This is a genomic window from Streptomyces sp. NPDC088116, from assembly GCF_044741745.1.
GTDB lineage: Bacteria > Actinomycetota > Actinomycetes > Streptomycetales > Streptomycetaceae > Streptomyces.
The window spans coordinates 484,398-500,442 of the sequence record NZ_JBIUTF010000003.1; the positions used below are offsets into that span (position 1 = coordinate 484,398).

Sequence of the window (16,045 nt, forward strand, 5' to 3'; positions counted from 1 at the left end):
TATGTCCGAGCACCTCGTAGTGGCACTCGGCCCCGTCGACGCCGACACGGTGGGTCCCGTCCTCGGCGAGCGGGTCACCTTCCTGACCGACCCCACGCCCGACGAACTCGCGGTCGCCGAGGGTGCCATCGTCCGTGCCGACCGACGGGTCGACGGGGACTTCCTCCAGCGGGCACCACGGCTGAGGGTCATCGCCCGCACCGGCGTCGGCGTCGACCTGGTCGATGTGGCGGCGGCCTCCGCCCGCGGCATCCCCGTGGTCATCACCCCCAACAGCGGCAGCCGGGCCGTGGCCGAAGGCGTATTCGCCATGGCCCTGCACCTGACCAAGCGGCTGAGACCGCTGACCGACCTGGTGCGGAACGGCCGCTGGGCCGAGCGGAACGCCGTACCGGTCGGTGACCTGGACGGCGCCACCCTGGGGATCGTCGGCTACGGCCGCATCGGCCGCCGGGTGGGCGAACTCGCCGCCGCCTTCGGGATGCGGACGCTCGCGTACGACCCGTTCAGCCCGCCGCCGCCCGGGTTCGCCTGCGCCGACCTCCGCGAACTCGTCGGGGCGAGCGACGTACTCACCCTGCACACGCCGCTCACCGAGGACACCCGGCACCTCGTGGACGAGCGGCTGCTGGCCCACGTCAAACCGGGGTCGATCCTCATCAACTGCGGCCGGGGCGGCCTGCTCGACCCGGCCGCCACCCTGGCCGCTGTGGAGTCGGGCCGGCTGTCGGGCGTCGGGCTGGACGTGTTCGACCCCGAGCCGGCCCGTCACCATCCGCTGTTCGACCACCCCGACGTCGTCCTCACCCCGCACGTGATGGGAATGACGCGCCGGGCGATGACCCTGACCTTCGTCGACGCCGCCCGCGGTGTCGCGGACATCCTCGCGGGCCGCTCGCCGGCCGCGGTAGCCAACCCCGACTGGAACCATCGAAAGGCCACGGCATGACCACGTCACCCTTGAACAGGATCGCCGGCGCGCCCATCTCCTGGGGGGTGTGCGAAGTCCCCGGCTGGGGCTACCAGTTGACGCCCGAACGAGTACTGGACGAGATGCGCGAAGTCGGTCTGGCCGCCACCGAGATCGGCCCCGAGGGCTTCCTTCCCGGCGAGCCGGACGCCATGGCCCGCGCTCTCGCCCACCACGACCTCCACGCGGTCGGCGGCTTCACCCCGCTGCTGCTGCACGTACCCGGACACGACCCGCTGCCCGAGGCCGAACAGCTCCTGGAGAGCTACGCCGCCTCGAACGCGGAAGTCCTCGTCCTGTCGGCCGTCACCGGCCAGGACGGCTACGACTCCCGCCCCGAACTCGACGCGGACGGCTGGAAGCTGCTGCTGTCCAACCTCGACCGGCTGGCCTCGCTGGCCGCCGAACGCGGCGTACGCGCCGTCCTGCACCCGCACGTCGGCACGATGATCGAGAACGGCGACGAGGTCCGGCGCGTCCTGGAGCACTCGGCGATCTCGCTCTGCCTCGACACCGGGCACCTGCTCATCGGCGGCACCGACCCGGCCGAGCTCACCCGCCAGGCGCCCGAACGTATCGCCCACACCCACATGAAGGATGTGGACGCCTCCCTCGCCGCCAAGGTGCAGTCCGGACGACTCGGTTATACGGAGGCCGTGCGCAAGGGCATGTACCGCCCGCTGGGAGCGGGAGACGTGGACGTCCGGGCCATCGTCACGCACCTCGGCGCACGCGGCTACGACGGCTGGTACGTCCTGGAACAGGACACGATCCTGACCGAGGAGCCCACAGGAAAGGGACCGGTCGATGATGTGTGGGCGAGTGCCGAGCATCTGCGCGCGGTGCTGAGCGATGTCGGGTAGCCGTATACAGGACTGATGCGTAGTTGATGTCTGCTGAGGGGTTGACCGGCACGTGCGGGACATCCAAGAATGCCGAGGCGACCTGTTGCCTGGTCCTGCCAGTTCTTGGAATCGCTATTCGTTGTGTGCCGGCGCCTTTCCGAACATGAGGAATCCAGGAAACAGAAATGACCACTGATGAATTTCTGGCCACGTGTTGGACCACCGCGGGCGACACCGCTCCCGATCAGAATGACCAACGCAGTCCGCTGAGTCTGCGGGAACGGGCGGAAGCGGCGGGCGAGGCCGGGTTCAAGGGCTTCGGGCTGCTGTACGCGGACCTGGTGGAGGCTGAGCGCGAGTACGGGCTCGCCGGGGTCCGCTCCCTCTTCTCGGACAACGGAATCAGTCACATCGAGTTGGAACTCCTGACCGACTGGTGGACCGAAGGACCCCGGCGGGCCGCGTCCGACACCCTGCGCGGCGGACTCCTGAGAGCCATCGAGGCGCTCGGCGCACGCACCCTCAAGATCGCACCCGACGTCGCGGACGAGCCCTGGGACCTGGACGTCTGGGCCAAGGAGTTCGCCACGCTGGCGGCGCAGGCCGATGGTGTGGGCGCCCGGCTCGGGATCGAGTTCCTGCCCTGGTCGAACCTGAAGACCGTGCACGACGGGCTCCGGCTCGTCGAGGCCGCAGGCCACCCGGCGGGTGGCCTCATCATCGACGTCTGGCACACCGAGCGTGCCCGTACCCCACCCGCCGACCTGGCGCACGTACCCGGGTCGCGGATCGTGGGCGTGGAGCTCAACGACGCCGACAGCGAGGTCGTCGGCACACTTTTCGAGGACACCGTCCGGCGCCGTCGGCTGTGCGGAGAGGGGTCTTTCGACCTCCCGGGAATCGTCACCGCGCTCCGTACGGCCGGCTGGCGCGGCCCCTGGGGTGTGGAGATCCTCTCCGACACGCACCGTGCGCTGCCCGTTCGGGAGGCCGCCGCGGTGGCGTACCGGACTGCCGCGAGGCTGCTGAAGTAAGAGCCGCAGGGGTGGCGGGGACGAAACCACGGTCGTCCCCGCCATCCCTGTTTCCCTCTTCCGGTGCGGACCGGCTCATCACGGCGGTGGAACGTCCGAGAGGGGCCTCGGCGACCGCGATATCCGGTGGGCGGAGCCACCCAGGAAGGTGCCGGATCCCTCGCCCCCTGGAAGCGTCCATTTTCGCGTGCAGAGGGCACACACAACCGGCGTCAATAAATTCTTCGGACATCTTGTCTTGATGGAAAAATGATGTCATTAATGTCCTTACAAACGTTGACCTCAAGGATGGCGTGACGGTTCCATCTCGTCATAGGAAACAGCCGTGTTAACCGCATGTGATCCGCAGTGTTCGCCCGGCCAGTTGCTTCTCCCGTTCCCCGCAGCACAGTGAGGTGCCGCAAAGATGGACCGTTCGTCACACACCCGCTCCCGCAGAATCGTTCCCGTCGTCGCAGCGGCGGCAGCCGCCGTACTGCTTGTGGCGGGATGCTCCAGCAGCTCCGGCGGCAAGAGGGCAGAGGGGAGTGGGAACGGTGTCTCGGCCGGCAAGGCCTCCACTCCCCGTATGACGGTCGCGATGATCACACACGCGGCCCCCGGTGACACCTTCTGGGACACGATCCGCAAGGGCGCCCAGGCCGCCGCCGCCAAGGACAACGTCAAGCTGGTCTACTCCAGCGACCCCAACGGCCCCAACCAGTCGAACCTGGTGCAGAACGCGATCGACCAGAAGGTCGACGGCATCGCTGTCACTCTTGCCAAGCCGGACGCCATGAAGACCGTGGTCGCGCGGGCCGAGAAGGCCGGCATCCCCGTCGTCGGCTTCAACACCGGCGTGCAGGACTGGAAGAAGCAGGGCCTGCTCGAGTACTTCGGCCAGGACGAGGGCATCGCCGGTGAGGCGTTCGGCCGCAGGCTCGACCAGGCCGGTGCCAAGCACACCGTCTGTGTGGTCATGGAACAGGGGCAGGTGGCTCTGGAGGCCCGCTGTGCGGGCGTGAAGAGGACCTTCAGCGGAAAGACCGACATCCTCTACGTCAACGGCACCGACATGCCGTCGGTGAAGTCGACGATCACCGCGAAGCTCAAGACGGACTCCTCCATCGACTACGTCACCACGCTCGGCGCCCCGTTCGCGATGACCGCCATCCAGTCCATCGCCGAGTCCGGCAGCAAGGCCAGGCTCGCCACCTTCGACCTCAACAAGGACGCGGTCGGCGCCATCAAGGCCGGCAAGATCCAGTGGGCCATTGACCAGCAGCCCTACCTCCAGGGGTACCTGTCGGTCGACTCCCTGTGGCTCTACAAGACGAACGGTAACTACAGCGGCGGTGGCGAGGCGCCCGTGCTGACCGGGCCGGCCTTCGTCGACAAGTCCAACGTCGACAAGATCGCCCAGTTCGCCGCGAGGGGAACCCGCTGATCACCCCGCCCCGGACCACGGCTGGGGCGACGGGCTCCCCTTCGCCGGCCACGTCGACCCGGAGCAGGACCTCTCCCATCCCCTGCCGCACAGTGAGGTGTCGTAAAGATGGACCGCTTGTCCCACCCCCGCTCCCGCAGAATCACCCCCGTCGTCGCAGCGGCGGCAGCCGCCGCCCTGCTTGTGGCCGGATGCTCCAGCAGCTCCGGCGGCAAGAAGGCCGACGAGGCTGACAACAACATCTCGGCCGGCAAGGCCTCCACTCCCCGTATGACGGTCGCGATGATCACGCATGCCGCCCCCGGTGACACCTTCTGGGACACCGTCCGTAAGGGCGCCCAGGCCGCCGCCGCCAAGGACAACATCAAGCTCGTCTACTCCTCCGACCCCAACGCCGGCAACCAGGCCAACCTGATGCAGAACGCGATCGACCAGAAGGTCGACGGGATCGCCGTCACCCTCGCCAAGCCCGACGCGCTCAAGAACGTCGTCGCCGGGGCCGGGCAGGCCGGCATCCCCGTCGTCGGCTTCAACTCCGGTGTGAGCGACTGGAAGAAGCTGGGCATGCTGGAGTTCTTCGGGCAGGACGAGACGGTGGCCGGTGAGGCGTTCGGCAAGAAGCTCAACGAGGTCGGCGCCAAGCACACGGTCTGTGTCGTCCAGGAGCAGGGCAACATCGGCCTCACCCAGCGGTGTGACGGACTGAAGAAGACCTTCTCCGGCAAGACGGACATCCTCTATGCCAACGGCACCGACATGCCGTCCGTGAAGTCGACGATCACCGCCAAGCTCAAGCAGGACAGCTCCATCGACTTCGTGGCGACCCTCGCCGCCCCGATCGCACTCACCGCTTCACAGTCGTTGTCCGAGTCGGGCAGCAAGGCCAAGCTCGCCACCTTCGACCTCAACAAGGACCTGGTGAAGGCCGTCCAGGACGGCAAGATCCAGTGGGCCGTCGACCAACAGCCCTACCTGCAGGGCTACCTGTCGGTCGACTCCCTGTGGCTCTACAAGAACAACGGCAACTACAGCGGCGGCGGTGCGGCGGCCGTGCTGACCGGGCCGGCCATCGTCGACAAGTCCAACATCGACGAGGTCGCCGCATTCGCCGCGAAGGGGACTCGGTGATGACTATGACCCAGACCACGGCTCCGGCGACGGGCTCCCCGTCGCCGGCCCCGTCGGCTCGTACAGAGGACGGCCGCACATCTGAACGGCCGCTGGCTCTGCGGTTGTTGGCTCGGCCGGAGGTGGGTGTCTTCCTCGGTGCCGCCGCGGTGTACGTGTTCTTCCTGATCGCCGCTCCGCCGGTGCGCGACGGCAGTTCGATGGCGACGGTCCTGTACCAGTCGTCGACGATCGGCATCATGGCGCTGCCGGTGGCGCTGCTGATGATCGGCGGCGAGTTCGACCTGTCGTCCGGTGTCGCCGTGATCACCTCGGCCCTCACCGCGAGCATGCTCGCCTATCAGCTGAGCATGAACGTCTGGGTGGGAGTGCTCGTGGCACTCCTCGTGTCACTGGCCGTCGGGTTCTTCAACGGCTGGATGGTGGTCAAGACCGGCCTGCCCAGCTTCCTCATCACCCTGGGCACCTTCCTGATCCTCCAGGGCGTCAACCTGGCGGTGACCAAGCTGGTCACGGAGAACGTGGCGACCGACGACATCAGCGACATGGACGGCTTCGGCCAGGCGCAGAAGATCTTCGCCCACTCGTTCGACATCGGCGGCGTCCAGGTGAAGATCACCGTGTTCTACTGGCTGGCCTTCGCCGCTTTGGCCACCTGGGTCCTGCTGCGCACCAAGTACGGTAACTGGATCTTCGCGGTCGGCGGCAACAAGGAGAGCGCACGGGCGGTCGGTGTGCCCGTGACCTTCACGAAGATCTCCCTGTTCATGCTGGTCGGCGTAGGCGCGTGGTTCGTCGGAATGCACCAGCTGTTCACCTTCAACACGGTGCAGTCGGGCGAGGGCGTGGGACAGGAGCTGATCTACATCGCCGCAGCGGTGATCGGCGGCTGTCTGCTGACCGGCGGCGCCGGTTCGGCGATCGGCCCCGTCTTCGGCGCGTTCATGTTCGGCATGGTCAACCAGGGCATCGTGTTCGCCGGTTGGAACCCGGACTGGTTCAAGGCCTTCCTCGGCGTCATGCTGCTCGGCGCCGTCCTGATCAATCTGTGGGTTCGCCAGTCGGCGACCAGGAGGTGACCCGACCCATGACATCCAACAACGGATCCGGCACGCACGGCGCGATCCTCGCGGAAAACGCCACGGACAAGGACAGTGCCACCGTCGAACTGCGCGGCGCCGGCAAGTCGTACGGCAACATCCGTGCCCTGCACGGTGTGAGCCTCGCCGTCCACCCCGGCCAGGTCACCTGTGTGCTCGGCGACAACGGCGCCGGCAAGTCCACCCTCATCAAAATCATCTCAGGCCTGCACCAGCACACCGAGGGCGACTTCCTTGTCGACGGCGAACCGGTACGCTTCTCCACCCCGCGTCAGGCCCTCGACAGGGGAATCGCCACCGTCTACCAGGACCTGGCGACCGTCCCGCTGATGCCGGTGTGGCGCAACTTCTTCCTCGGCTCCGAGATGACCAAGGGCCCCTGGCCGATCCGCCGCCTCGACATCGAGACGATGAAGCGGACCGCGGACGAGGAACTGCGCAACATGGGCATCGTCCTGGACAACCTGGAGCAGCCCATCGGCACGCTCTCGGGCGGCCAGCGCCAGTGTGTCGCCATCGCCCGCGCCGTCTACTTCGGCGCCCGCGTCCTGATCCTGGACGAGCCGACCGCCGCCCTCGGTGTCAAGCAGTCCGGTGTGGTGCTGAAGTACGTCGCCGCCGCCCGCGACCGCGGTCTCGGCGTCATCTTCATCACCCACAACCCGCACCACGCCTACATGGTCGGCGACCACTTCAGCGTCCTGCGTCTGGGCACCCTCGATCTGTCCGCCGAGCGCAGCGAGATCACCCTCGAAGAGCTGACCAACCACATGGCCGGCGGCACCGAACTCGCGGCCCTCAAAAGTGAGTTGGCCAAGGTGCGTGGTGTCGACGTCGAGGGACTCCCCGGAGAGGGCCAACTTCACGTCCGCGAGCCCCAGGCCGGCTGAACCCTACGAACACCGGAGACATCTGAACATGCCATCTCAGCGAGCGCTGGGTATCGCGGTCATCGGCACCGGCAAAATGGGCGCGGACCATGTGCGCAGACTCCAGCACGTCATCAGCGGGGCACGTGTGACAGCCGTCGTCGACATCGACGAGAACCGTGCCAAGACCCTGGCCGACGCGTCGGAGGGATGTACGGCGTACACCGAAGCCGCTGCCGCCATGGCGGCGCAGGACGTGGACGCGGTCCTCATCGCCTCACCGGGGCCCGCCCATGAGGCGGCCCTGCTCGACGCCCTCGGCTGTGACCTGCCGGTGCTGTGCGAGAAACCGCTCACCCCCGACGCGGCTTCCGCCCTTCGTGTCCTGGAAGCGGAACAGAAGCTCGGGCACCGGCGTGTCCAGGTCGGCTTCATGCGGCGCTACGACACCGAATACATCAAGCTGAAGCGGCTCCTCGACAGTGGGGAGCTGGGCAGAGCCCTGATGCTGCACCACAGACACCGGAACCTGTCCATGCCGCCCTGGTTCACCAACGAGATGCTGATCAACGACTCGGTGGTCCACGAGATGGACGTCACGCGCTGGCTCCTCGGCCAGGAGATCACAGCGGTCACCGTGCACAAGCCGGCCCCGACGTCGCATGCTCCGACCGGTATGGACGACCCTCAATTCGTCTTGTTCGAAACCGAGTTCGGCGCTCTCGCCGATGTCGAGATCTTCGGTCATTGCGGGTACGGCTACCAGGTGCACGCCGAAGCGGTCTGCGAACGCGGCACCGTACGTATCGGTGACGAGCCGGGACCGCGGCTGAGCGCCGACGGCCGCTGGGGCGGACGTATCACGCCGGACTACATCGAGCGCTTCGACGACGCCTACGACCGCGAGGTCCAGGCCTGGGTGGACGCGACCCGGCGCGGGGAGGTCACCGGCCCCGGTGTCTGGGACGGCTACGCGGCCGCGGCCGTGTGCGAGGCGGGGGTATTGTCCCAGCGCGAGGGCCGGCGCGTCCAGGTTGAACTCACCGAGCGGCCTGCCCTGTACCGGTAGGACGCACGCACAGCGGGAGAGGGCGGTACCGGACCGGTACCGCCCTCTCCCGTTCGGTGTGCCGTGTCCTATGCGGTGCCGGGAAGGACCGAACGCGGCCGGACCGGGAACCCGGCCGCCCGGTAGGTGTCGTCGACGAGCCGCATGGTGGTCAGCGCGTCGTCGGCGTCGAGCACCAGCGGTGTGCCGTGCCGCAGGTGGGCGGCGAAGGCCTCGAGCTGGTAGGTGTACGAGGACCGGCGGCCGAGTTCCTCGGTGCGCTCACCGGCGGAGGTACGTACGACGACCCGGTCGTCCAGGTGGGGCTGTACGAAGTTCACCGCCGTGGCTTCGCCGCGCGAGCCCACGACGCGGCAGCTCATCTCGAAGGTGTGGTGGGCCATGTGGCAGCGGGCGGTACCCGTGGCGCCGCCCGGGAACTCCAGATCGGCGTCCAGCCACTCGTCGACTCCCGCGGCACCCGCCCTCTCACCGCCGCGCGCGGCGATCAGCCGGGGCGTCCCACCCGCCCAGGGCGCGAGCACACGCTGGGCGTGCAGGCTGTAGCAACCGAGATCCATCAGCGCGCCGCCCGCCAGCGGGAGCGACCACCGTATGTCACTGTCCGGGGGCGCGGGCATGGCGACCATGGTGTCGACGTGCCGGAGGTCGCCCAACTCCCCACTGCTCAGCAGCTCGTGCAGGCGCAGGGTGACCGGATGGAACAGGTAGTGGAAGCCCTCCATGAACACGGTGCCCGCCTTGGCGGTGGCCTCGTGGACCTCGGTCGCCTCCGCCGCGTTGCTCGCGGACGGTTTCTCGGTGAGGACGTGCTTGCCGGCCTGGAGCGCGGCCAGGTTCCACGGCCCGTGCAGGCTGTTGGCCAGCGGGTTGTAGACGACCTCGATCTCCGGGTCGGCGACGAGGTCGGCGTAGGAGTCCGCCACACGCTCCACGCCGTGCGTGGCGGCGAAGGCCTCGGCCCGGTCGCGGGCACGGGCGGCCACCGCGACAAGGCGGTGGCCGCCGGCACGGGCCGGCCCGACGATCGACAGCTCGGCGATCCGGGCCGCGCCCAGGACGCCGATCCGCAGAGGTCCGGCCGTCCTCACTCGCGTACCTCCTCGATCCGTACGGGCCGGTGCTCACGGAGCGACAGGGTGCACGCCTCGGCGATCCAGCTCGCCTCAAGGGCGTCCGCGACCGTACAGGGGGAGCCGCGGGTACCGGCGACGACCTCGGTGAACGCGGTGAGTTCGGCGCGGTAGGCCGCGGCGAAGCGGTCCATGAAGAAGGTGTGCGGTGTCCCGGCCGGGAAGGTGACGCCCGGCTCGACGGAGCGCAGCGGCAGTTTGTCCTCCAGGCCGACCGCGATGCTGTCCGTCATACCGTGCAGCTCCAGGCGCACATCGTAACCACGCGCGTTGTGACGGGAGTTGGAGATGACACCGATGGTGCCGTCGTCAAAGGTGAGCAGGGAAGACGCCGTGTCGACGTCGCCCGCCTCGCGGATGAAGTCCGCGCCCCGGTTGCCGCCGGTCGCGAACACCTCGACCACCTCGTGGCCGGTCACCCAGCGCACGGTGTCGAAGTCGTGCACGCTGCAGTCGCGGAAGATGCCGCCGGAGACGGCCACATAGGCGGGCGGCGGCGGGGCGGGGTCGAGGGTGGTGGACCGTACGGTGTGCAGATCGCCCAGCTCACCGCTGAGCACGGCCCGGCGCGCGGCCACGCACCCCGCGTCGAAGCGCCGGTTGTAGCCGATGTGCACCTCGACGCCGCTGCCCTCCACCGCACGGAGGACTTCCACGCTCTCCTTGACGTCACGCGCCACGGGCTTCTCGCAGAAGACGGGGATGCCCGCCCTCACAGCGGCGAGGACGAGCCCGGGGTGCGCGTCGGTCGCGGCGGCGATGACGACGCCGTCGACACCGGCGGCGAGCACCGCTTCGGGGGAGTCCACCGCGGTGGCCCCGAACTGTTCGACGGCCGATGCGGTGGCCGCGGTCACCGGGTCGGTGACCACCAGCGAGTCCACCGCGTCCAGCCCGGCGAGGGTCTTGGCGTGGAAGGCGCCGATCCGGCCCAGTCCCATGATGCCGATACGCATAAGAATCGTGCTCCTTCAGCCCGAGGGCGGCTCAGTCCTGCCCGCCGAAGACGATCTGGTCCCAGTCGATGACCGAGCCGGTCACCACGCCGCTGCGGTCGGAGAGCAGGAAGACGACGAAGTCGGCGATCTCGTCGACCTGTCCGAGTTTGCCCATGGGCAGTGCCCCGGCGGCCTTCTCCCGCCAGTCGTCCCCCGCGTTGTGGAAGGCGCGCTGTGTGGCGTCCTCGCCCTCGGTGTCCGTCCAGCCGATGTTGAGGCCGTTGATCCGGATCCGGTCCCAGCGGTGGGCGTGCGCGGCGTTGCGTGTCAGACCGGCGAGACCGGCCTTGGCCGCGGAGTACGGCGCGAGATGGGGCGCGCCGCCGTGGGCGCAGTTGCTGATGATGTTGACGATGGTGCCCGGCGCCTTGCGGGCCGTCATGTCGGCCACCGCCGACTGCATCGCGAAGAACGGCGCGCGCAGATTGATCGCGATGTGCTGGTCGAACAGTTCCGGCGTGGTGTCCAGCAGCGAGCCGCGTGATGTCAGCCCGGCCGCGTTGACCAGGCAGTCGACGCGGCCGTGAGCTTTCACGGCCTGTACGGCGCTGTCGCGCGCCTGCGCCGGATCGGAGAGGTCCGCCCGCACGAAGCGCGCGCCCGTGTCCGCGGCGAGCTTCTCGCCCAGGTCGGCACGGCGGCCGGTGAAGACGACGGTCGCGCCTTCGCGCACGGCTGCCCGCACGACGCCCGCGCCGACGCCCTGGCTGCCGCCGTTGACGAGGACGACTTTGTCCTCAAGGAGTCCCATGAGTGTGTGTCCCTTTCAGCTCTGCCGACGCTTGGCGGCGGCCTGCAGTTCCTGGCGCAGTCGCTCGGGGGCCCAGCCCTCGGCGACGGCCTGCCAGACCGTGTCCGCCTGAGAGGCCGGGGCCAGACCCCCGACCGGCGGGTCGCGGTCGAGGTTGGTGGGGAAGGGGTAGCCCTCGGCGGAGGCCGCGATCACGCGGCGCAGCCAACTCTCCGAGGCGCCCTCGGCTTTGCGGCGCAGCAGCACCGGGAACAGCGCGTTCGCCATCGCCTCGCGGTCCACCGTCTCCATCGCGCGGCCGAAAGCGGAGGAGATCTGCAACAGATTGGCCATGCGCCTGATGCCGGTCGAACGGTTGTGCCCGGCGGCGTGGAAGAGCGCGGGGTTGAAGAAGACCGAGTCGCCCTTTTCCAGGGGGAGTTGGACGTGGTGGGCGTCGAAGTACTCGACGAATCGCGGGAGTCGCCAGGCGAGATAGCCGGGCTCGTACTTCTGTGAGTGCGGCAGGTAGAGGGTCGGACCGGACTCGACGGGCATGTCGCAGTGGGCCACCGCGCCCTGAAGGGTGAGCACCGGTGAGAGGCGGTGCACATGCGCCGGGTACGCGGCGGCCCGCTCCTGGGAGAGGAAGCCGAGGTGGTAGTCACGGTGGACGTTCTGCGCCGCGCCGCCCGGGTTCACCACGTTGACCTGGGAGGTCACCTGGTAGGCCGGGCCGAGCCAGGCCTCGGCGACCAGTTCCAGGATGTCATTGGCGTAGTAGTCGGCGAACACCTCGGGTGCCCGTACGGCGACCTTGTCCAGGGCGTTCCAGACGCGGTCGTTCGCGCCGGGCTTGGCGAAGTGGTCGCCGCGTGCCGTGCCCGTGGCACGCTCCTTCGCGATCAGCTCGCGGAAGGCCTCGGACGCCGCGTCCACGACGGCCGCTTCGGCGAAGGCGCGCTTGAGGACCACGATGCCGGGCCCGTCCAGCAGAGCCCGGACCAACTCGTCCTGCACGCTCCGACGGCCCTCGGCAGTGCCCGCCAGGGAGCGGAGCCGTTCGCTGTCGTAGAGCGGGACGTTCTGCTCGACCCGCTCGGCCGAGGGATGGTCGGCGGGGTCGGTGCGCTGCTCCACGAGTGAGCGGAACACGTCGAGATCGCAGTCCGCCTCGGCCGGCCAAGTCCGCGCTCCCGCGACTGTGGGAGACATCCGGGTCCTTTCGCAGTCCGTGTATTTCTGCCAGTCTTGAGAACCCGAACCCATCATTCAATGCTTGTCAACGCATCAAAAACCCATCATCGGCTCTTGGGATCAGTCATGCGACACCGCTACCCGATCAGGGAAATCGCCCGGCAGGCCGGATTGAGCACGGCCACGGTCGACCGTGTCCTGAACCAGCGGGGCAACGTGACGGCGAGCACCATCAGCGAGGTGCACGAAGCGATCAGGGATCTGGACCGCCAGCAGAGCCAGGTCCGGCTCGGGGGCCGCACCTTCATGATCGACATCGTGATGCAGACCCCCGAGCGGTTCTCCACCGCGATTCGGGACGCACTCGAAGCCGAACTGCCCTCCCTGCATCCCGCTCATGTGCGCTCCCGCTTCCACTTCCGGGAGGCCTGCCCTCCCGAGGAGCTGACCGAGACCCTGGACAAGATCGCGAAGCGTGGTACGCAGGGCGTGATCCTCAAGGCCCCCGACGAGCCGGAGATCGCAGCCGCGGTCGGCCGGCTGGTCGCGGCGGGCATCCCCGTCGTCACCCTGGTGTCCGACCTGCCCCACAGCGCACGCCTGGCGTACGTCGGTATCGACAACCGCGCGGCCGGCGCCACCGCCGCCTACCTCCTCGAACAGTGGCTGGGCAAGCGGCCCGGCCACGTGCTCACCACCATCAGCCGGGGCTCCTTCCGGGGCGAGGAGGAACGCGAGATGGGCTTTCGCAGCACGATGCGCCTCGCCGACCCCGGACGAACTCTGGTGGAGGTCACCGACAGCGACGGCCTGGACGCCACCCAGCACGATCTCGTCCTGGAGGCGCTCAGGCGGGACGGGGACATCGTCGCCGTCTACTCCGCGGGCGGGGGCAACCTCGCCACCCTCGACGCTTTCGACGCGCTCGGGCAGGAGTGCGCGGTGTTCATCGCACACGACCTCGATCACGACAACACCCGGCTGCTGCGCGAGCGCCGCCTTTCCGCGGTCCTCCACCACGACCTGCGCCAGGACATGCGCCGCGCCTGCCAGACCATCATGCGCGCCCACAACGCACTCCCCGACGACGGCCCCTCGCTGCCCTCGGCGATCCAGGTGGTCACGCCGTTCAACATGCCACCAGGTGCTCCGAACACACTGATCGCCGACTGAAACCCGTTGTGTGCGGCGCTGGTCAAACGGCGTTGGCGAGGTTCTTCTCGAACGCGGCCAGATAGTTCCGCAGATGGTGATCCTTGACGGCATCGGTCTCGGGAGCGAACAGGTCGGCGCGCAGTCCCTTGGCCCGGTCCAGCAGACCGGCCATCAGCGGCATGGCCTCGTGGAGCTTGCCGTCGGCGTCGAAGTAGCGCAGCGCGTCCACGTGTGTGAAGGCAGGCTCGGGCGGGAGATGCGGGACGATGTCGTTGTTGTTGACGAAGCGGTAACAGCGTTTCCTGAAAGCCTTGTTGTGCACGCCGGCGAGCAGCCGTTCGCAGGTGCGGGGCTGGCCGAAGGTGTAGACGCCGTCGGGCAGCAGTCGCGGCTCCTCCAGGTACAGGCGGGTACCGGCCAGCATCGCGAGAGCGCCGCCGAGGCTGTGGCCGGTGAACCAGACGCTCTGTCCGTGGGTGCGCAGTTCCTGGACGGTGTCGCGGATCTGGGGATAGACGGACTCCAGCGCCTGGTGGAAGCCGTAGTGGACGAACCCCTTGTTCGCGGGTCCGGGAACGGGCGGGGTGCTGACGTCGGTGAGCCAGTCGTAGATCTTCAGCACCTCGGTGCCCCGGAAACCGGCGACGATCATACGCTCGCCGGCCATGACGTAGGCCTGGGTGTCCTCGATCGGGAACGGCATGCGGTGCGTGGACTCGAAGTGCCGCACCTCGGTGAATCCCCACGCGGAGGCCTGAGCCTCGATGCCGCCTCGGTCCAGCGAGGCCAGTCCGGCCGCCTGCGCCATCCAGTAGGCGTGCGGGAGGGAGTAATGGGTCGTCGAGTGGTCCAGGGCGGGAATCGGCATCGGTGTCCTCCGGGAGATCCACAGCGGGTCGCCCAGCAACCTAGCCCTGCGACGAACGATGAGGGGCCGACCGCGCCCACGACCACCCGTACGGGGTCGGTCACCCAGCGACCGGGCTCCCGGAGGCCGACAGGCATGGGCACGTCCGGCGAAACGTACCCACGCCACGCGAACAGTCGTACCCGGTCAGTGCTCCTCGGGCGCCGGCTCCAGGACGAACACCGGGATCTCACGATCCGTCTTGCGCTGATAATCGGCATAGTCGGGGAACGCCTCGACCGCTCGGGCCCACCACAAGGCCTTCTCGTCCCCCGTCACCTCACGAGCCAGCATGTCCTGGCGCACCGGGCCGTCCTGAAGCTCCACCCGGGGGTCGGCCACCACGTTGTAGTACCAGACCGGATGTCTGGGGGCCCCTCCCAAGGAGGCGACCACGGCGTAGAAGCCGTCGTGCTCCACCCGCATGAGCGGGGACTTGCGGATCTTGCCGCTCTTCGCGCCCAGGGTGGTCAGGACGACGACAGGCAGGTCCCGCCGCTTCGCGTCGTCCGGACCGACCATGCTGAGCAGCGTCGTGCCCTCCGTACCACCGGAAGCCTCGTAGAGCTCCACCTGGTCACGTACCGCCTGCGTCGCGCTCGGCTCGTACTCGCCTTTGAGTGGCATGTCGTTCTCTCCGTGTTGTCGAAGCACCTTTCTGTAACGCAACGCACGAGGCGGGGGCAATCTTCCCCGCGAGCGTCACAAGCGACGGGTGTCCGGGGCGGCGGCTTCGAGCTCGGCGATGCTGCCCGACATGATCGTCCGCACATGCTCGGTGATGTGCTCAGCGGGCCAGTCCCACCAGGCCACGGCCAGCAGCCGGGCGATGTCCTCGTCGCTGTAGCGGGTGCGGATGAGACGGGCCGGGTTGCCGCCGACGATTCCGTAGTCGGGTACGTCCGTGGTGACCACGGCGCCGGAGCCGATGATCGCGCCGTGTCCGATCCGTACGCCGGGCATCACCGTTGTGCGGTAGCCGAACCAGACGTCGTTGCCGACGACGGTGTCACCACGATCCGGCAGGCCGGTGAGCAGATCGAAATGCTCGGACCACGGGCCGCCCATGGTGGGGAAGGGGAAGGTCGACGGGCCGTCCATACGGTGGTTGGCGCCGTTCATGATGAACCGCACCCCCGTGCCCAGCGCGCAGAACCTGCCGATGAGCAGCTTCTCCGGCCCGTAGTGGTAGAGCACGTTGCGTGTCTCGAACGCGGTCGGGTCGTCCGGGTCGTCGTAGTAGGAGTACTCCCCGACCTCGATCAGCGGGGACTTCACCAGCGGCCTGAGCAGTACCACACGCGGCTGCTCCGGCATCGGATGAAGCACCGTCGGGTCGGCGGGCACAGGCATGGCGAGTGATTCCTTCGGACGACGTGTCAGCGGCCGGTGCCATGATCGCAGTACCGCGCAGGGCGGAGCATCCGATTATCAACCGCCTGACCCGACAGGGTTGTTGGACCGTCCGGGACGGTGGCGCGCCC

The 16,045-nt window shown here is 68.5% G+C and carries 16 protein-coding genes; 9 read left to right on the plus strand and 7 right to left on the minus strand.

Translation table 11 applies throughout. The features are described from left to right. Nucleotide 1 precedes the first annotated feature (1 nt). The 8 genes from ACIOJD_RS14500 to ACIOJD_RS14535 all read left to right on the plus strand — a co-directional run bounded on the left by ACIOJD_RS14500 (nt 2) and on the right by ACIOJD_RS14535 (nt 8,441). Complete coding sequence (locus ACIOJD_RS14500) at nt 2-949, plus strand: NAD(P)-dependent oxidoreductase (RefSeq protein WP_401912663.1); 948 nt, start codon at nt 2-4, stop codon at nt 947-949. Continuing rightward, complete coding sequence (locus ACIOJD_RS14505; protein ID WP_401912664.1) at nt 946-1,833, plus strand: sugar phosphate isomerase/epimerase family protein; 888 nt, start codon at nt 946-948, stop codon at nt 1,831-1,833. The genes ACIOJD_RS14500 and ACIOJD_RS14505 overlap by 4 nt, the downstream gene beginning before the upstream one ends. 167 nt (nt 1,834-2,000) lie before the next feature. Further along, a complete protein-coding gene (locus tag ACIOJD_RS14510; protein WP_401912667.1) occupies nt 2,001-2,849 on the plus strand; it encodes a sugar phosphate isomerase/epimerase family protein in 849 nt (282 codons plus the stop codon). A 406-nt stretch (nt 2,850-3,255) separates the two neighbouring features. Next, complete coding sequence (locus ACIOJD_RS14515; protein ID WP_401912668.1) at nt 3,256-4,275, plus strand: sugar ABC transporter substrate-binding protein; 1,020 nt, start codon at nt 3,256-3,258, stop codon at nt 4,273-4,275. A gap of 108 nt (nt 4,276-4,383) precedes the next feature. After that, entirely contained in the window at nt 4,384-5,403 is a 1,020-nt protein-coding gene (locus ACIOJD_RS14520; protein WP_401912671.1) for a sugar ABC transporter substrate-binding protein, read from the plus strand. Continuing rightward, a complete protein-coding gene (locus ACIOJD_RS14525; RefSeq protein ID WP_401912674.1) occupies nt 5,403-6,482 on the plus strand; it encodes an ABC transporter permease in 1,080 nt (359 codons plus the stop codon). Before ACIOJD_RS14520 ends, ACIOJD_RS14525 begins: the two co-directional genes overlap by 1 nt. 8 nt (nt 6,483-6,490) lie before the next feature. Further along, nucleotides 6,491-7,393, plus strand: a complete 903-nt coding sequence (locus ACIOJD_RS14530; RefSeq protein ID WP_401912676.1) for an ATP-binding cassette domain-containing protein — start codon at nt 6,491-6,493, stop codon at nt 7,391-7,393. 28 nt (nt 7,394-7,421) lie between these two features. Further along, nucleotides 7,422-8,441 carry a Gfo/Idh/MocA family protein gene (locus ACIOJD_RS14535; protein WP_401912677.1) on the plus strand — a complete coding sequence of 340 codons (1,020 nt, stop codon included), beginning with the start codon at nt 7,422-7,424 and terminating at the stop codon, nt 8,439-8,441. Nucleotides 8,442-8,509: 68 nt separating this feature from the next. Here the strand turns inward: ACIOJD_RS14535 and ACIOJD_RS14540 are convergent, their stop codons facing one another. From ACIOJD_RS14540 to ACIOJD_RS14555, 4 genes are read right to left on the minus strand one after another with little or no spacing between them, the layout of a single operon-like run. Then, nucleotides 8,510-9,532 (minus strand): Gfo/Idh/MocA family protein, encoded by a 1,023-nt coding sequence (locus ACIOJD_RS14540; RefSeq protein WP_401912679.1) that lies wholly within the window; start codon nt 9,530-9,532, stop codon nt 8,510-8,512. Then, nucleotides 9,529-10,530: a Gfo/Idh/MocA family oxidoreductase gene (locus ACIOJD_RS14545; protein ID WP_401912681.1), complete on the minus strand. Its 1,002-nt coding sequence runs from the start codon at nt 10,528-10,530 to the stop codon at nt 9,529-9,531. The genes ACIOJD_RS14540 and ACIOJD_RS14545 overlap by 4 nt, the downstream gene beginning before the upstream one ends. Nucleotides 10,531-10,561: 31 nt before the next feature. Next, nucleotides 10,562-11,323 (minus strand): SDR family oxidoreductase, encoded by a 762-nt coding sequence (locus tag ACIOJD_RS14550; protein ID WP_401912682.1) that lies wholly within the window; start codon nt 11,321-11,323, stop codon nt 10,562-10,564. Between the two features lie 15 nt (nt 11,324-11,338). Further along, nucleotides 11,339-12,517: a phytanoyl-CoA dioxygenase family protein gene (locus ACIOJD_RS14555; RefSeq protein ID WP_401912683.1), complete on the minus strand. Its 1,179-nt coding sequence runs from the start codon at nt 12,515-12,517 to the stop codon at nt 11,339-11,341. Between the two features lie 108 nt (nt 12,518-12,625). On the opposite strand from ACIOJD_RS14555, the gene ACIOJD_RS14560 reads away from it, so the two are divergent. Beyond that, entirely contained in the window at nt 12,626-13,672 is a 1,047-nt protein-coding gene (locus tag ACIOJD_RS14560) for a LacI family DNA-binding transcriptional regulator (protein WP_401912685.1), read from the plus strand. Nucleotides 13,673-13,694: 22 nt separating this feature from the next. Here the strand turns inward: ACIOJD_RS14560 and ACIOJD_RS14565 are convergent, their stop codons facing one another. The 3 genes from ACIOJD_RS14565 to ACIOJD_RS14575 form a co-directional block, all read right to left on the minus strand. Then, the gene (locus ACIOJD_RS14565) at nt 13,695-14,522 is read right to left on the minus strand and encodes a lipase family protein (protein WP_401912688.1); all 828 of its coding nucleotides are present in this window, start codon (nt 14,520-14,522) and stop codon (nt 13,695-13,697) included. Between the two features lie 186 nt (nt 14,523-14,708). Next, nucleotides 14,709-15,188, minus strand: coding sequence for a nitroreductase family deazaflavin-dependent oxidoreductase (locus ACIOJD_RS14570; protein WP_401912690.1), 480 nt, complete (start codon nt 15,186-15,188; stop codon nt 14,709-14,711). 75 nt (nt 15,189-15,263) lie between these two features. Beyond that, nucleotides 15,264-15,914, minus strand: a complete 651-nt coding sequence (locus tag ACIOJD_RS14575) for a CatB-related O-acetyltransferase (protein ID WP_401912693.1) — start codon at nt 15,912-15,914, stop codon at nt 15,264-15,266. Nucleotides 15,915-16,045 lie beyond the last annotated feature (131 nt).

What these genes read in the sequence shown, in the direction of transcription:
- ACIOJD_RS14570 (WP_401912690.1), bottom strand. Translation starts at nt 15,188, where the DNA reads ATGCCACTCAAAGGCGAGTACGAGCCGAGCGCGACGCAGGCGGTACGT.
- ACIOJD_RS14565 (WP_401912688.1), bottom strand. Translation starts at nt 14,522, where the DNA reads ATGCCGATTCCCGCCCTGGACCACTCGACGACCCATTACTCCCTCCCG.
- ACIOJD_RS14550 (WP_401912682.1), bottom strand. Translation starts at nt 11,323, where the DNA reads ATGGGACTCCTTGAGGACAAAGTCGTCCTCGTCAACGGCGGCAGCCAG.
- ACIOJD_RS14545 (WP_401912681.1), bottom strand. Translation starts at nt 10,530, where the DNA reads ATGCGTATCGGCATCATGGGACTGGGCCGGATCGGCGCCTTCCACGCC.
- ACIOJD_RS14530 (WP_401912676.1), top strand. Translation starts at nt 6,491, where the DNA reads ATGACATCCAACAACGGATCCGGCACGCACGGCGCGATCCTCGCGGAA.
- ACIOJD_RS14575 (WP_401912693.1), bottom strand. Translation starts at nt 15,914, where the DNA reads ATGCCTGTGCCCGCCGACCCGACGGTGCTTCATCCGATGCCGGAGCAG.
- ACIOJD_RS14555 (WP_401912683.1), bottom strand. Translation starts at nt 12,517, where the DNA reads ATGTCTCCCACAGTCGCGGGAGCGCGGACTTGGCCGGCCGAGGCGGAC.
- ACIOJD_RS14560 (WP_401912685.1), top strand. Translation starts at nt 12,626, where the DNA reads ATGCGACACCGCTACCCGATCAGGGAAATCGCCCGGCAGGCCGGATTG.
- ACIOJD_RS14525 (WP_401912674.1), top strand. Translation starts at nt 5,403, where the DNA reads ATGACTATGACCCAGACCACGGCTCCGGCGACGGGCTCCCCGTCGCCG.
- ACIOJD_RS14505 (WP_401912664.1), top strand. Translation starts at nt 946, where the DNA reads ATGACCACGTCACCCTTGAACAGGATCGCCGGCGCGCCCATCTCCTGG.
- ACIOJD_RS14515 (WP_401912668.1), top strand. Translation starts at nt 3,256, where the DNA reads ATGGACCGTTCGTCACACACCCGCTCCCGCAGAATCGTTCCCGTCGTC.
- ACIOJD_RS14500 (WP_401912663.1), top strand. Translation starts at nt 2, where the DNA reads ATGTCCGAGCACCTCGTAGTGGCACTCGGCCCCGTCGACGCCGACACG.
- ACIOJD_RS14520 (WP_401912671.1), top strand. Translation starts at nt 4,384, where the DNA reads ATGGACCGCTTGTCCCACCCCCGCTCCCGCAGAATCACCCCCGTCGTC.
- ACIOJD_RS14535 (WP_401912677.1), top strand. Translation starts at nt 7,422, where the DNA reads ATGCCATCTCAGCGAGCGCTGGGTATCGCGGTCATCGGCACCGGCAAA.
- ACIOJD_RS14510 (WP_401912667.1), top strand. Translation starts at nt 2,001, where the DNA reads ATGACCACTGATGAATTTCTGGCCACGTGTTGGACCACCGCGGGCGAC.